Source organism: Mycobacterium sp. DL592 (assembly GCF_011694515.1).
GTDB lineage: Bacteria > Actinomycetota > Actinomycetes > Mycobacteriales > Mycobacteriaceae > Mycobacterium.
Window position 1 is genome coordinate 4901877 of the sequence record NZ_CP050192.1, and the last position, 13483, is coordinate 4915359.

Consider the following 13483-nt stretch of genomic DNA (forward strand, 5'->3'; position numbering starts at 1 on the left):
CCCCGGCGTTACCGCACACCCTCTTTGGTGTAGACGACGCGCAGCACGTGACCCACCTCCGGCCCCATCACCAGCGTCGCCAGTTCGCAGAACGTCGCGACGAACCCCGGCCCGTGCGCGGGGCCGCCGGTGTCGTCGAGGTGATGGGCGATCTCGTGCAGCAGCACCAGTTCGCGCATCGCCCAGTCTGCGGTGCTGCGGTCCGGGACGGCGATTGCGGCTGTGCCGTCACGCCTTTCGTAGTGGGCCGCTGCCGCGGCCCGGCGGGCACGCACTCGCAGCGGCCCCGGTTGGGGCCAGCGGGCCGTCACCCCCGGCAGGGCGAGAACGTCGTCGACATAACGTTGCACCGACTCCATCGACCCGAACTTCGCCTCCGGCGGCAGGGTCAGCTGTGTGCCAAAGAAGTCGATGGCGGGCGAATGGTGTTGGGCTGCACGGTCGAAGAGCGTTCGGACGAAGTCCTCGGCGGCGTAGACGAGGGCGCGTTGGCTGTCGCGTGGGGTCACCGCCGCAGCCGGGAACGCAACCCCGGCAGCTCAGGGCTGGAGCCGAGCCGCGCCTGGCGCCCGGCCTTGTCACCGGCCCGCCGCGCTGACGACGAATAGCCGGCGGTGGCCCGGCTGGCCTGCCAGGTGCCGCGCGCCTGGGAGGTCTGCCGGTAGTGGTCGCGGAGCTCGACCTCTTTGTTGCGCAAGGCAAGTGCGGTTCCCGGCGCGGTCCGGCGATCCTTGGTGGCCTCACGCTTGGCGTCCTCGCGGGCTTCGGCCAGCCGTCGGCCCACTCGCGCCCCGAAGGCGAGCTGGAAGTTCAGTCGGGCGGTGATCGTCGGCGTCGGCCGGTGCGCCCCGGTGGACAGGTAGGCGTCACAGGAGCGGACCATCTGCACGACCAGGCTGGCGTACAGGGTGTGGCTGGCGTCGATGTCTTCGGGGAATCCGTAGGCATAGACGAAGGTCGAGTTCGAGGCCACGTCACAGCGCACGTCGTTGGCGGCGGCTATCCCGGCGAACAGTTGGACGTAGGTGCGCAGGCCCTTGCTGCCGGGCTCGCCGATGGTAATGGTCCGCTGGGTCGGCACCTGCGCGGCAGTGCGGGACGCCGAGTGTGCGCGCGCCACAGCGAGATCGATCGAGGTGGCGGTGGCCAGCCGTTGGGCGGCGGACATGAACGCCTCGGCCTCGTGGGCGTTGTCGGTACCTTCGGCCTGGCGCAGCAGCGCGGCGATGCGCGCGAGCATCTTGTCTTCGGTCATGCCTCGAAACCTAAGTAGGTACTACGACACGTGGGCGCCGCTGACGCCGCGCACGGCGGGCAATCCGAGCAGTGCTCCCCAGACCGGAATTCGTCCACAGCTCAACACTAGTCGGCTACTTGGTGACGAACTGGTCGAGCGCCGTCGTCAGCTGCGCCGAGAGCGGCCCGCCCTTGGCGTAGTTGCCGACATTGTCGGTGGGGTCGTCGCGCAGGACGTGGTTGACACCCTTGAGCTGGACGAACTGCAGCGCGGTGTGGCCCAGTGCCCCGGCGAGCGGTTGCATGTCGGCACAGTTGGCCTGGGCGTCGGAATCCGAACAGGTCAGCAGCACCGGTGTGCCGGCGGGAATCCGCGCAGCCAGCGCCAGGGGGTCGATGGCGTCGGCCTCGACGACCGCTTTGACGTTGCCGGGGTTGAGAATTGCGCTCAGCCCCTCGGGCAGCTTGGCGGGCACGGTGCCCGCGGTGCGCGCCTGGTTGACCGCCGCGTTCCACTCGGCGATCACCTGGTCGGCCTGCTGCTGGTTCTTCTGGCCGCTCTTGACCGCGGCGGCCATGTCGCCGTTGACGCGGTCGGTGATGAGGTCGAGGTAGCGGCCGCCGAGCGGCTGAAGAAGGCCGAGCGAGTGGATCTTGGGGGCGCCGTCGGAGGTGTCGTCGGCCACGGCCATCGCGTGCACCGTGCCCTCACCGAGTCCGTAGACCGAGATGCGGTTCTTGTCCGTCGCGGACTGCCCGGCCAGGAACCGCACGGCAGCCTTGGCACCGCCGGTGTAGATCGCGCTGCCCACGTCGGCGGCGTGGCCGGCATAGGGGCCCAGGCCCGTCTGTCCGGTCCCGACCTTGTCGTAGCGCAGCGAGGCCACTCCGTGGTCGGACAGGTACTCGGCGAGCTGACGCATGTTGCCGATCGGCCCCGCGACGTTGTTGTCGCCGTTGCGGTCGGTGCGGCCGCTCTCGGAGATCAGCAGCGCCGCCGGTGCTGGCGCGGCGCCGTGCTGATGGCGGTAGGTGCCGTGCAGGGTTAGTCCGTCGGCCTCGAACGTCACCTCGTCCTCGACCCAAGCGTGCTGCTTGTCGTTCGACGAGCAGCCTGCGACCAGCGTCAACGCCACCGCGAGCAGGGCGACGCGGCGGAGCAGTCTCACAGCCTGGCCTCGATCCATGCGGTGACGTCGTCGAGCACCCGGTCACGCTCGGGTTCGTTGAACACTTCGTGGTAGAGCTCGGGATACACCTTGAGGTGGACGTCAGCCGAGCCGACGCGGTCCACCAGTAGCTCACTGCCGGCAGCCGGCACCAGCTTGTCCTCGGCACCGTGCACCACCAGCAGCGGCGCGGTGATGGCACGAGCCCGCTGCGGCATCGTCTCGCCGACCTTCAGCAGCGCCTTGGCGATGCCCGCGGGGATCTTGCCGTGGTGCACCAGCGGGTCGGCGTTATAGGCCGCCACCACCGCGGGGTCACGCGAGACCGCGTTGGCATCGAGTTGCTCGACGGGAATGTTCGGCAGCAGCGAGCCGACGGCCTTGCCGAGTAGGGCCTTGGCCGCCGGCACATCCTTGTTCGCGGCGATCGCGGGTCCGGACAACACCATCAGGTCGTACTCCCCGGCGTGCTCGACACCGTAGGTGAACACGATGCCGCCGCCCATGCTGTGGCCCAGGGCGATGCGCTTGACGCCGGGAACCTCTGAGGTCGCCGTCTTGACCAGGGTGTCGAAGTCGCCGGTGTACTCGTCGATCGTGCGCACCTGCACGCGCTTGCCGCCGGATCGGCCGTGCCCGCGGTGGTCGAGTGCGTAGGTGACCAACCCGGCCGCACCGAAGCGCTGCGCGACGTGGTCGTAGCGGCGGGCGTGCTCACCGAGGCCGTGCGAGAGCACCACCACGCCGCGCGGCTGGACCTCCGGTGTCCACACGTCGTAGACGATCCGGACGCCGCCGACCCCGTCGAATGTCCGCTCGGTGCGGGTTGTGACCATCAGGCGAGCGTAGCGGCAGAGGACACGCAGGAAGCTGTCAGTGGCCGTGCGTAAGCTCGGTTGAGTGAGCGTGCTCGCACGAAGTCTTGACGAGGGGGACGACGATTTCCTGTCCCGGGCCGAGCCCTACCGGCGGGAGTTGTTGGCGCACTGCTACCGGATGACGGGGTCGTTGCACGACGCCGAAGACCTGGTCCAGGAGACGTTTCTGCGAGCCTGGAAGGCCTACGCCGGCTTCGAGGGCAAATCGTCGGTACGGACCTGGCTGCACCGCATCGCCACCAACACCTGCCTGACCGCGCTGGAGGGCCGGCAGCGCCGGCCGCTGCCGACGGGTCTGGGGGCGCCGAGTTCCAACCCGACCGACGAGCTGGTCGAGCGTGCCGAGGTGCCGTGGCTGGAGCCCCTGCCGGATCCTGCCGATGATCCTTCTGATCCCTCAGTGATCGTCGGTTCCCGGGAGTCCGTCCGGCTGGCGTTCGTGGCGGCGCTGCAGCATCTGTCGCCACGGCAGCGGGCGGTCCTGGTGCTGCGTGACGTCCTGCAGTGGCGGGCCGCCGAGGTGGCCGAGGCCGTCGGTACCTCCACGGCCGCGGTGAACAGCCTGCTGCAGCGGGCACGGGCTCAGCTCGATGCGGTCGCCCCCAGCGAGGACGATCAGCTGTCGGACCCGGACTCTCCGGAGGCCCGTGAGCAGTTGGCCCGCTACATCGCGGCGTTCGAGGACTACGACATCGAGCGCCTGGTCACGATGTTCACCGACGAAGCCGTGTGGGAGATGCCGCCGTTCGTCGGCTGGTACCAGGGCGGGCCTGCCATCGGCGAGCTCATCCACCACAACTGCCCGGCCAGCGAGGCCGGCGACATGCGGCTGCTGCCGTTGACGGCCAACGGCCAGCCGGCCGCCGCGATGTACATGCGGCTGCCCGACACCGGCGGCCGGCATGTGCCGTTCCAACTCCACGTACTCGACATGACCCCGGCCGGGGTGTCACATGTCGTGGCGTTCCTGGACACCAGCTTGTTCGCGAAATTCGGCCTACCAGAAGCGCTTTAGACTCACAGCTGCAGCGACTCCTGGGCGGCGCGCAGCGTGGCGGCGGAGGCCTGCAGACCCAGCAGCTCGTGCACGGCCATCGGAGCCTGCAGGACTTCGCCGGCCCCGGCCGCCGACACCAGCGTCGGCAACGACAGGGCCACACCGGTGATGTCGTAGGCCCCGGTCTGCACCGTCGACACCGGCAGCACCCGATGCTGATTGCCCAGCACCGCTTCGATGATCCGCGCGGTCGACAGGCCGATCGCCAGGTTGGTCGCACCCTTGCCCTCGATGATCTCGTAGGCGGCATTGACCACCTCCGCCGAGACCCGGGCCCGGGTGACTTCGTCGAAGACGAGCGCACCCTGGCTTCGGAACTGATCGGCAGGCACACCGCCGATCGACACACTCGACCACAGCGAGATCTCCGAATCACCGTGTTCGCCGACGATCACACCGTGCACGTTGCCGACGGCCACCCCGGCGCGCTGGCCGATCAGGAACCGGAACCGCCCGGAGTCCAACACCGTTCCCGAGCCGAAGATCCGTCCTGGCGGCGCGTCGACGGACTTGGCGGCGGCGTAGGTGACGATGTCGACCGGGTTGGTGATGAAAATGATGATCGCGCGCGGCGAGTGCTCCAGTAGCTGCGGCGTGAGTTGTTGTGCCATAGCCACATTCGTGGCGGCGAGCTCCAACCGGCTCTGACCGGGATGCTGTTTGGCGCCCGCGGTGACGATGACGATCGCCGATCCGGCGGTGACGTCCACCTGATCCGAGCCGGTCACCGTGCACTGCGGCACGAACTGACTGCCGTGGTTGAGGTCGAGCACCTCGGCGCGCACCTTCTTGAGGTTGGTGTCGTAGAGCGCCAATGCGCTCGCCGAGCCGCGGATCAGGCACGCATAGGCGATGGCGGTCCCTACGCTGCCGACTCCGACGATCGAGACCTTGCCAGCGTGATGTTCGGACATCCCCCCATCATTCCCTGCGGCGAGTGGCCACGTACGCCACCGAATCCCGGAGGATGCGTGTTGCACGTGGCCACTCGCGGCCTTGGGGTCAGTCGATCCCGACGATCTCCTGTGCGATCGCGGCGACCCGGGTCTGCGCGGCGGACACGACGCGCTGGCGGGCCTTGTGCGCCTCCTCGTAGGCGATGACTACACGCAGATCGGACGGGTCGGTGAGATCCTTCACCGCCGCGACGGCTTCGTTGAGGTTCAACTCGTCGTAGCCGGCAATGGGCAGCTCCTCCGCCTCGAGGATGCCGGTGGCGCTGCGCATCGAGTGCAGCGCGTCGGCGGCGCCGTCGGCGCCCTCACGGCGGGTCACCTTCTCGGCGGTCTCCAGCGCCGCGTCACGGGAGGCGGCCGCGGCCTTGACCGCGACCTCGCCGACGTGCGCGCCACGGCTGATCAGGTCGTCGACTGCAGGCCGGGCGCTGCGCAGCGTGTGCAGCGCGCGGTCGGCGCCGCGCATCGAGGAGATCAGCGGCCAGTTGGCCAGCCGCAGCGCGAGCCCGGTCACGACCTGAACCGGGGTCCGGCGCAGGGCCGCGGGGCCGCCGAGGGCGTCCTCGGCCAGGACCGTGGTGAGCCAGTCAACCGTGGCCGAATGCGCGGTGATGAGCCGGTTGGCCAGTGCCTCGACCTCGGGGCGCTTTGCGGCGACGGCCAGCGCCTTGATGTAGCGGGCGCGGTCGAGCAACTGCCCCTCCAGGGCGAGATCACCCAGCAGCGCCTCCTCGAACGGCTGGGCTTGCTCGGTGAGGGCCTTGACCGCCGCCGCAGCACGGCCGAAGAACGGTCCGATGACGTCGGGGAAGCCACCGAGGTCGCGGATGGCCTCCTCGATGGCCTCGGCGCGCTCGCGGCCGTTGGCCGCATTCTGAGTCAGCTCACGGCGGACCGCCTCGGTCCGTGCCTGTGCGACGCGGGTCTCGGCGATCTGGATTTCGGTATTGGTCAGGTCGAGTGCTGCGCGCAGCTGCGCGAGCAGAGTTGTGTCGGACATGCTCATATCGGGTCTCCCTGCGTTGACGGATGGTGTCGGCGCATGGGTCTGCACCTACTAAGGCCTCTACCCGATCGTTGCGGTGGCTATTCGCGTTTGCAGGAGGTCACGGTTGAATTACAGATGACGTCACAGTTTCCTAAGGGTTCACGCTGATTGTTAAGGCGCCAGAAGGGAATTCGACTCTGGCGACAGTGCGCTCAAACCTGATGGGCGAAACTGCGCGCAAGATCACCCCCGCATCGTGTAACGCCACCGCGCGTACCGGTCAGCGCAAGACGAACGAAGTTTTGCTGGAAACCCTCAGGGGTACTTTGGTTTTCAGGGGCGGGGATGAGCAATCGATTGACCGATCAAAGGAAGTAGACATCATGACATTCAACGGCATTTCGCCGGTCAGGAAGACTGCGGCGGTGTGTACCGGTGTGCTGGCCGGGGGGCTGGCACTGGTGACTCTGGGAGCGCCGATCGCCTCGGCCGCACCGGATTGCAGCGGCGCCGCTGTTGCCAACACCGTCAGCTCCGTCACGGGTTCGGCCCAGCAGTATCTGGCCACCCATCCCGGTGCGGGACAGGTGCTGACAGCGGCAGCCAACCAGCCGCGTCCACAGGCGGCGGCCGACGTGCGCGGTTACTTCACCGCCAACCCGCAGGAGTACTACGACCTGCGCGGCATCCTGGCCCCGATCGGCGACGTCCAGCGGTCGTGCAACATCACGGTGTTGCCGCCGAATCTGTCGTCGGCCTACAACGAGTTCATGGCCGGCTGATCCGCCACCGGACAATCCGCCGCCACAGCCCTGCGCCGTGGCGGCGGATTGCGTCAGGGCTCCAGCCGGGCCAGTGCCGTGCGGGTCAGCTCGTCGAGTGCGCGCAGCTGCGCCGGGGTCATCCCGTCGAACAGCGTCGAGCGAATCAGCTCGACATGGCCGGGGGCCGCGGTGGCCAACGAACGCCGTCCGGTCGCAGTGATATCGACGACGGCACCGCGACGGTCACGCTCGCTGCTCTGGCGCTCGACCAGGCCCCGGGCCCGCATCCGGGCCAGCTGATGAGACAGTCGGCTCTGCTCCCACCCCAGTTCTTCGGCGAGTTCGAAGACCCTCAACTCGCCCTGTTCGGACAGCGCCACCAATACTTCGTAATCGGCCAGCGACAGCCCGCAATCGGCCTGGAGCTGTCGGTTCATCGCCGATTCCAGTCGCGTCACCATGGCCAGATAGTTGCGCCAGACCCGCTGTTGGCTCTCGGTCAGCCAGCGCTGCGTCATGGCGCCCAGCCTAGCGGAATAGATGACACGTCATGGGAGTTGTCGAGATCATCGCCTGCCACCTAGGCTGGCAACGACCCAAAGGGGTGATGACATGGCCGCCACAGTCGACATTCGACGTGCCGCCGACCGCGCCGCGACAAAGATCTCGTGGCTAGACTCGAAGCACTCGTTCTCGTTCTCCGACCACTACGACCCGGCCAACACCCATCACGGACTGCTCCTGGTGAACAACGACGACATCGTAAAACCGGGTACTGGATTCGACACCCACCCGCACCGGGACATGGAGATCGTCACCTGGGTGCTGCAGGGCTCGCTCGTCCACCAGGACTCGACCGGGCACTCGGGCGTAATCTACCCCGGACTGGCCCAGCGGATGTCCGCGGGCCGCGGCATCCTGCATTCCGAGAAGAACGACTCGTGGTCGCTCACCGGCGGTGAAAGCCACGACGAGCCAGTGCATTTCGTACAGATGTGGGTGGTGCCGGACGAGGCTGGCGTCACCCCCGGCTACCAGCAGCTCGAGATCGACGACGAACTGCTGCGCGGCGGCCTGGTCACGATCGCATCAGGAATGCCCGAACACCGGAACGCGAGCGCGATCAGCATCCACAACCGCTACGCCGCACTGCACGGCGCGCGACTGCAACCCGGTGACAGCGTGCAACTGCCCGAGGCCCCGTATCTGCACCTGTTCGTCCCCCGCGGCGAGGTGACGCTGGAAGGCGCCGGCGAGTTGACCGACGGCGACGCGGTGCGGTTCACCGCCTCGGGTGGACAGCGGGTCACCGCGACCGCGCCTTCGGAGATCCTGGTCTGGGAGATGCATGCCGGCTTGGCGGGCTAGCGCCGGTTGCGTTGCCGTCATCCCCGCCGGCGCGCCGCTCGCTCTTCCGTTGGCGCGCAGGCACACTGGAGTTTCAGCAGACCTTAGTCGGCGGGTGTCAGGACGACGAGGCGGTCCGGTAGGGCCGCCCAGGGGCCGCGGCGACCGGTCCCGACGGCGCGGTGTATCGCCTCGCGCCGCCGGGACGGTGACCCCTTAGCGGTGGACCTGGTCGCGCCGTCCGGTGACTGCCACGTAGATCCCGATCAGCACCACGGCGACAACGATGCCGACCAGGAACGGGATGATCGCGAATCCGCCGTTGGAGTTGGCGTATCCGAACTGATAGCTGATCCAGGATCCCAGGAAGGAGCCGACCACTCCCAGCAGGATCGTCATGATGACGCCGATGTTCTGCTTGCCGGGCATCACCAGGCGCGCCAGCGCGCCGACGATCAAGCCGACGACGATCGCTCCGATAATCGTTCCGATCATTGCTGCTCCTAGTGTTGGGCGGCCCCGGGCGGGATCCGCGCAGAGCACGTGTTCCCATTTCTGGGAGTCGATAACCTCGCGCCCGCCGGTAGGCGCATCAGCAAACACTTCGGCGCGCCTGTAATAGCGCTGGGCCCGAACCGTCATGCGATTGTTACGAAAGTTGACTGTGTGATTGCTGTGGCTACAGTGATTGTTGCCGTATTTCGACGTTTCTCACCGAAAGGGCAACTGTGCCAAGCCCGGTCGCGATCGTTCGCCGCGTCGCCGCCGCCTCGATGGCGGCGATCGCCTGCCTGACACTGGCCGCCACCACGGGCGCGCCGGTGGCGGTGGCCGACGGCCGCGATCAGTTGGCTCAGGCAATCGCGACGACGCGCGGCAGCTACCTCGTCTACAACTTCGGTGGCGGCTACCCCGCCCCGCTGCTCAATGCCGCTGGCAATTGGTACGAGATGACCGACGGTGGTCACCTGATGATCATCAAGGGCGCCTCACAACGCCTGACTCCCCGGCTGCTCGTCGACACCCACACCGGCTACCAAGCGCGCTGCGAGAGCACCCCCGGCGCGCGCACCCGTGAAGGACTCGTTCAAGCCTCCGAGACCTATTCCCCGCTGCAGGCCTGGCAGGCTCTCGGTCAGCCCACCATCGCCATCAATGCCAATTTCTTCGATGTCCGCTCCCAGCAAGCGGGTTCATGGAAGACGACGGGCTGCAGTTCTCCTCTGGGCGCCTACGTCGACAACACCCGCGGGCAGGGCCGCGCCAATACCGCCGTCACCGGGACCATCGCCTACGCCGGAAAGCAGGCGCTGTCCGGAGGCGACGAAGTGTGGACAGCCCTGACGACGATGATCCTGCCGGTGGCCGGCGCCCCGTTCGTCGTGACACCCAAGTCGCCCGACGACTACGACGCCGCGTCGCCGGTGATCCAAGGCCTGATGGACAAAGGCACCAGGTTCGCCGCAGTCAGCGGCCTGAAGCTGCTGGCGCCGGGTGACACCGGGCAGATGAACGATCCGGGCCCCAGCGCGGCCCGCACGGCGTTGGCCTACGCCCGCGACAAGGACGAGATGTACATCTTCCAGGGCGGCAGTTACACCCCCGACCAGATTCAGGACCTGTTCCGCGGATTGGGAAGCGACACAGCCATTCTGCTCGACGGTGGCGGCTCGTCGGCGATCGTGCTGCGCCGCGATACCGGCGGCATGTGGGCGGGTGCCGGCGTGCCGAAGGGGTCCTGCGACACGATGCAGGTGCTCTGCGACTCGCGTGAGCGGGCACTGCCGAGTTGGCTTGCCTTCAGCTAGCTGTCGGGATGTGGCGGCCGTTTTTTGTCGGACCCTGTTGCGATGATGGGGTCATGTCTTCGTCGGCTGCGGTAGCCACTCCCAAGAAGCGCCTTGAGGTGCTCTTCGAGGAGTTGGCCGAGTTGGCCGGGCAGCGCAACGCCATCGACGGCCGCATCGTCGACGTGGTCGCGCGGCACCGCGCACTACCCCGGCGCCCCCACCGAGCCCGTCGCCGACCGTCACCAATAGTGAAAGCGCCACGGCAGCAACGGAATCCGTTGTACCGCCCGCACCGCCTAGCCCGTCACCGACGGTAACCCAGTTGCCCGCGCCGCCGCAGAAGCCGGGTGTGGACTGCCGGGCGGCAGCATGAGTACCCAACCGCAAGCCCCCGTGACCGTGGCGCCGGTCGCCCCGACCCGGCGCAACACCGAGTTGGCGCTGCTGATCTTCGCGACGCTGATCACCGCGGTCGCGCTGATGATCGTGGAGGCCAATCAGGAGCAGGGGATCAGCTGGGATCTGGCCAGTTCCGTACTGGCTTTCCTGACCCTGTTCATCTGCGCGCACCTGGCGATCCGGCGCTATGCGCCCTACGCCGACCCGGTGCTGCTGCCCATCGTCACGCTGCTCAACGGACTCGGCCTGGTGATGATCCACCGGCTCGATCTGGTGCCCGGCGCGCTGGCGGCATCGGCCAAGGGCCCCAGTGACTCTCAGCAGATGTTGTGGACGCTCGTCGGTGTCGTCGGCTTCTCGTTGGTTCTCGTCTTCCTCAAAGACCACCGGATCCTGGCTCGCTACGGCTACGTCTTCGGTCTGGTCGGCCTGGTGCTGCTGGTCATTCCTGCGCTGCTGCCGGCCAGATTCTCCGAGACCAACGGTGCCAAGATCTGGATTCGGTTCCCGGGCTTCAGCATTCAGCCCGCCGAGTTCTCCAAGATCCTGTTGCTGATCTTCTTCGCCTCGGTCCTGGTGGCCAAGCGCAATCTGTTCACCAGCGCCGGCAAGCACGTCCTGGGGATGGACCTGCCCCGCCCGCGCGACCTGGCCCCGCTGCTGGTGGCATGGATCGCCTCGGTCGGAGTGATGGTGTTCGAGAAGGACCTCGGCACCTCACTGTTGCTGTACGCGTCGTTTCTGGTGATGGTCTACATCGCCACCGAGCGATTCAGCTGGGTTGCGATCGGCTTGACCTTGTTCGCCGCGGGCAGCGTGGTGGCCTACCACCTGTTCGGACATGTCCGGGTGCGCGTGCAGACCTGGCTGGATCCGTTCGCCGACCCCGAGGGCGCCGGCTATCAGATGGTGCAGTCGCAGTTCAGCTTCGCCACCGGCGGCATCTTCGGCACCGGTCTGGGTAACGGCCAGCCCGGGACCGTGCCCGCTGCGTCGACCGACTTCATCACCGCCGCCGTCGGCGAAGAGCTGGGCCTGGTGGGCCTGGCCGGGGTGCTGCTGCTTTACACCATCCTGATCCTGCGCGGCCTGCGCACCGCGATCGCGGTGCGCGACAGCTTCGGCAAGCTGCTGGCCGCGGGCCTGGCCTCCACTCTGTCCATCCAGTTGTTCATCGTCGTCGGCGGTGTCACCGGACTGATCCCGCTGACCGGGCTTACCACTCCGTGGATGTCCTACGGCGGCTCGTCGCTGGTTGCCAATTACCTGCTGCTGGCGATCCTGGTGAAGATCTCCCATGCCGCGCGGCGGCCGATCATGACCAGCCCGCACACCCCGATCGCGGCGGCCAGCACCGAGGTGATCGAGCGCGTATGAACACCTCACTGCGACGTATCTCGATCATGATTATGGCGTTGATCGTGCTCCTTCTGGTCAACGCGACGGTCACCCAGGTGTTCCGCGCCGACGGCCTGCGGGCCGACCCGCGTAACCAGCGGGTGCTGCTCGACGAGTACTCCCGGCAACGTGGGCAGATCACCGCGGGCGGACAGCTGCTGGCCTACTCGGTGTCCACCAGCGGCCACTACCGATTCCTGCGGGTGTACCCGAATCCCTTTGCCTACGCACCGGTTACGGGCTTCTACTCGCTGCGCTACTCCAGCAGCGGCCTGGAGCGCGCCGAGGACAGCATTCTCAACGGCTCCGATCAGCGCCTGTTCGGCCGCCGGCTGGCCGACTTCTTCACCGGCCGCGATCCGCGCGGCGGCAACGTCGACACGACGATCGTCCCGCGGGTGCAGCAGGCCGCGTGGGACGCGATGCAGCAGGGCTGCAATGGGCCGTGCAAGGGCTCGGTGGTGGCGCTGGAGCCGTCTACCGGCAAGATCCTGGCGATGGTGTCGGCGCCCTCGTATGACCCCAATCTGCTGGCCACCCATGACACCGAGGAGCAGGGCAAGGCCTGGCAGCAGTTGCGCGACGATCCCGGCTCGCCGTTGACCAACCGCGCCATCGCCGAAACGTTCCCACCCGGCTCCACGTTCAAGGTGATCACCACCGCCGCGGCACTGCAGGCCGGCGTCAGCGACACCGACCAGCTGACCGCAGCCCCGCAGATTCAGCTGCCCAACAGCACCGCGACCTTGGAGAACTACGGCGCCACCCCGTGCGGTGACGGCCCGACCGCCTCGCTGCGGGACGCGTTCGCCCGGTCCTGCAATACCGCTTTCGTCGAACTGGGTATCCGGGTAGGTGCCGAAGCGCTGCGCAGTACCGCGCAGGCGTTCGGGCTGGACAGTGCACCGGCGCCGATCCCGTTGGAGGTCGCCGAGTCCACCACCGGCCCGATCGCCGACGCCGCGGCGCTGGGAATGTCGAGTATGGGTCAGAAGGACGTGGCAGTGACACCGTTGCAGAACGCGGAGGTGGCAGCGACCATCGCCAACTCCGGGGTGTTGATGCAGCCCTACCTGGTCGACAGTCTCAAGGGGCCGGACCTGTCGAACATCGCCACCACCGCGCCGCAGGAGCAGCGGCGTGCGGTTTCTCCCCAGGTCGCCGCTAAGCTAACTGATTTGATGATCGGTGCCGAACAGCTCACCCAGCAAAAGGGAGCGATTCCGGGCGTCCAGATCGCCTCCAAGACCGGTACCGCCGAGCACGGCACCGACCCGAGGAACACTCCACCGCATGCTTGGTACATCGCGTTCGCCCCAGCCCAGAATCCCAAGGTCGCGATCGCGGTGCTGATCGAGAACGGCGGCGACCGGCTCTCGGCAACCGGCGGTTCGCTGGCCGCGCCGATCGGGCGGGCCACGATTGCGGCAGCTCTGCAGGGGGCATCGTGAGTCCCCGCAGCCGAGCGAAGCGAGGCAAGCCATGAGCCCGCGCAGGCGAG

General features: G+C 67.7%; 14 protein-coding genes and 1 pseudogene. 7 read left to right on the top strand and 8 right to left on the bottom strand.

Annotated elements, in window-relative coordinates; translation table 11 throughout:
- Positions 1-8 precede the first annotated feature (8 nt).
- The 4 genes from HBE64_RS23440 to HBE64_RS23455 form a co-directional block, all read right to left on the bottom strand.
- Positions 9-509 (bottom strand): TIGR04338 family metallohydrolase, encoded by a 501-nt coding sequence (locus HBE64_RS23440; RefSeq protein ID WP_167107908.1) that lies wholly within the window; start codon positions 507-509, stop codon positions 9-11.
- Positions 506-1255 (bottom strand): DUF2786 domain-containing protein, encoded by a 750-nt coding sequence (locus HBE64_RS23445; RefSeq protein WP_167107911.1) that lies wholly within the window; start codon positions 1253-1255, stop codon positions 506-508. Before HBE64_RS23445 ends, HBE64_RS23440 begins: the two co-directional genes overlap by 4 nt.
- Before the next feature lie 115 nt (positions 1256-1370).
- Complete coding sequence (locus tag HBE64_RS23450) at positions 1371-2423, bottom strand: hypothetical protein (protein ID WP_167107914.1); 1053 nt, start codon at positions 2421-2423, stop codon at positions 1371-1373.
- A complete protein-coding gene (locus HBE64_RS23455) occupies positions 2402-3241 on the bottom strand; it encodes an alpha/beta hydrolase (RefSeq protein ID WP_167107917.1) in 840 nt (279 codons plus the stop codon). The genes HBE64_RS23450 and HBE64_RS23455 overlap by 22 nt, the downstream gene beginning before the upstream one ends.
- A gap of 64 nt (positions 3242-3305) precedes the next feature.
- Here HBE64_RS23455 and HBE64_RS23460 point away from each other — a divergent pair, with 64 nt between their 5' ends.
- Positions 3306-4298, top strand: a complete 993-nt coding sequence (locus HBE64_RS23460; protein WP_167107920.1) for a sigma-70 family RNA polymerase sigma factor — start codon at positions 3306-3308, stop codon at positions 4296-4298.
- Positions 4299-4300: 2 nt separating this feature from the next.
- On the opposite strand, the gene HBE64_RS23465 is transcribed toward HBE64_RS23460, so the two are convergent.
- Both HBE64_RS23465 and HBE64_RS23470 read right to left on the bottom strand, forming a co-directional pair.
- A complete protein-coding gene (locus HBE64_RS23465) occupies positions 4301-5254 on the bottom strand; it encodes an L-lactate dehydrogenase (RefSeq protein ID WP_167107923.1) in 954 nt (317 codons plus the stop codon).
- An 88-nt stretch (positions 5255-5342) separates the two neighbouring features.
- Positions 5343-6302: a ferritin-like domain-containing protein gene (locus HBE64_RS23470; protein ID WP_167107926.1), complete on the bottom strand. Its 960-nt coding sequence runs from the start codon at positions 6300-6302 to the stop codon at positions 5343-5345.
- 365 nt (positions 6303-6667) lie between these two features.
- On the opposite strand from HBE64_RS23470, the gene HBE64_RS23475 reads away from it, so the two are divergent.
- On the top strand, positions 6668-7066 hold the full coding sequence (locus tag HBE64_RS23475; RefSeq protein WP_167107929.1) for a heme-binding protein: 399 nt from the start codon (positions 6668-6670) through the stop codon (positions 7064-7066).
- Positions 7067-7119: 53 nt separating this feature from the next.
- On the opposite strand, the gene HBE64_RS23480 is transcribed toward HBE64_RS23475, so the two are convergent.
- Positions 7120-7566: a MarR family winged helix-turn-helix transcriptional regulator gene (locus HBE64_RS23480; RefSeq protein ID WP_167107932.1), complete on the bottom strand. Its 447-nt coding sequence runs from the start codon at positions 7564-7566 to the stop codon at positions 7120-7122.
- A 94-nt stretch (positions 7567-7660) separates the two neighbouring features.
- Between HBE64_RS23480 and HBE64_RS23485 the strand changes: the two genes are divergently transcribed.
- On the top strand, positions 7661-8416 hold the full coding sequence (locus tag HBE64_RS23485) for a pirin-like bicupin family protein (RefSeq protein WP_167107935.1): 756 nt from the start codon (positions 7661-7663) through the stop codon (positions 8414-8416).
- 195 nt (positions 8417-8611) lie between these two features.
- Here the strand turns inward: HBE64_RS23485 and HBE64_RS23490 are convergent, their stop codons facing one another.
- Entirely contained in the window at positions 8612-8890 is a 279-nt protein-coding gene (locus HBE64_RS23490) for a GlsB/YeaQ/YmgE family stress response membrane protein (RefSeq protein ID WP_167107938.1), read from the bottom strand.
- A 278-nt stretch (positions 8891-9168) separates the two neighbouring features.
- Between HBE64_RS23490 and HBE64_RS23495 the strand changes: the two genes are divergently transcribed.
- The 4 genes and pseudogenes from HBE64_RS23495 (at position 9169) to pbpA (ending at position 13433) form a co-directional block, all read left to right on the top strand.
- Entirely contained in the window at positions 9169-10203 is a 1035-nt protein-coding gene (locus HBE64_RS23495) for a phosphodiester glycosidase family protein (RefSeq protein ID WP_167109574.1), read from the top strand.
- Between the two features lie 53 nt (positions 10204-10256).
- Positions 10257-10376 (top strand): annotated as a pseudogene (locus HBE64_RS24830) (hypothetical protein); the annotation flags it as partial.
- 178 nt (positions 10377-10554) lie between these two features.
- On the top strand, positions 10555-11961 hold the full coding sequence (locus HBE64_RS23505; protein ID WP_167107941.1) for an FtsW/RodA/SpoVE family cell cycle protein: 1407 nt from the start codon (positions 10555-10557) through the stop codon (positions 11959-11961).
- Positions 11958-13433, top strand: a complete 1476-nt coding sequence (gene pbpA, locus HBE64_RS23510; RefSeq protein ID WP_167107944.1) for a D,D-transpeptidase PbpA — start codon at positions 11958-11960, stop codon at positions 13431-13433. Before HBE64_RS23505 ends, pbpA begins: the two co-directional genes overlap by 4 nt.
- Positions 13434-13483 lie beyond the last annotated feature (50 nt).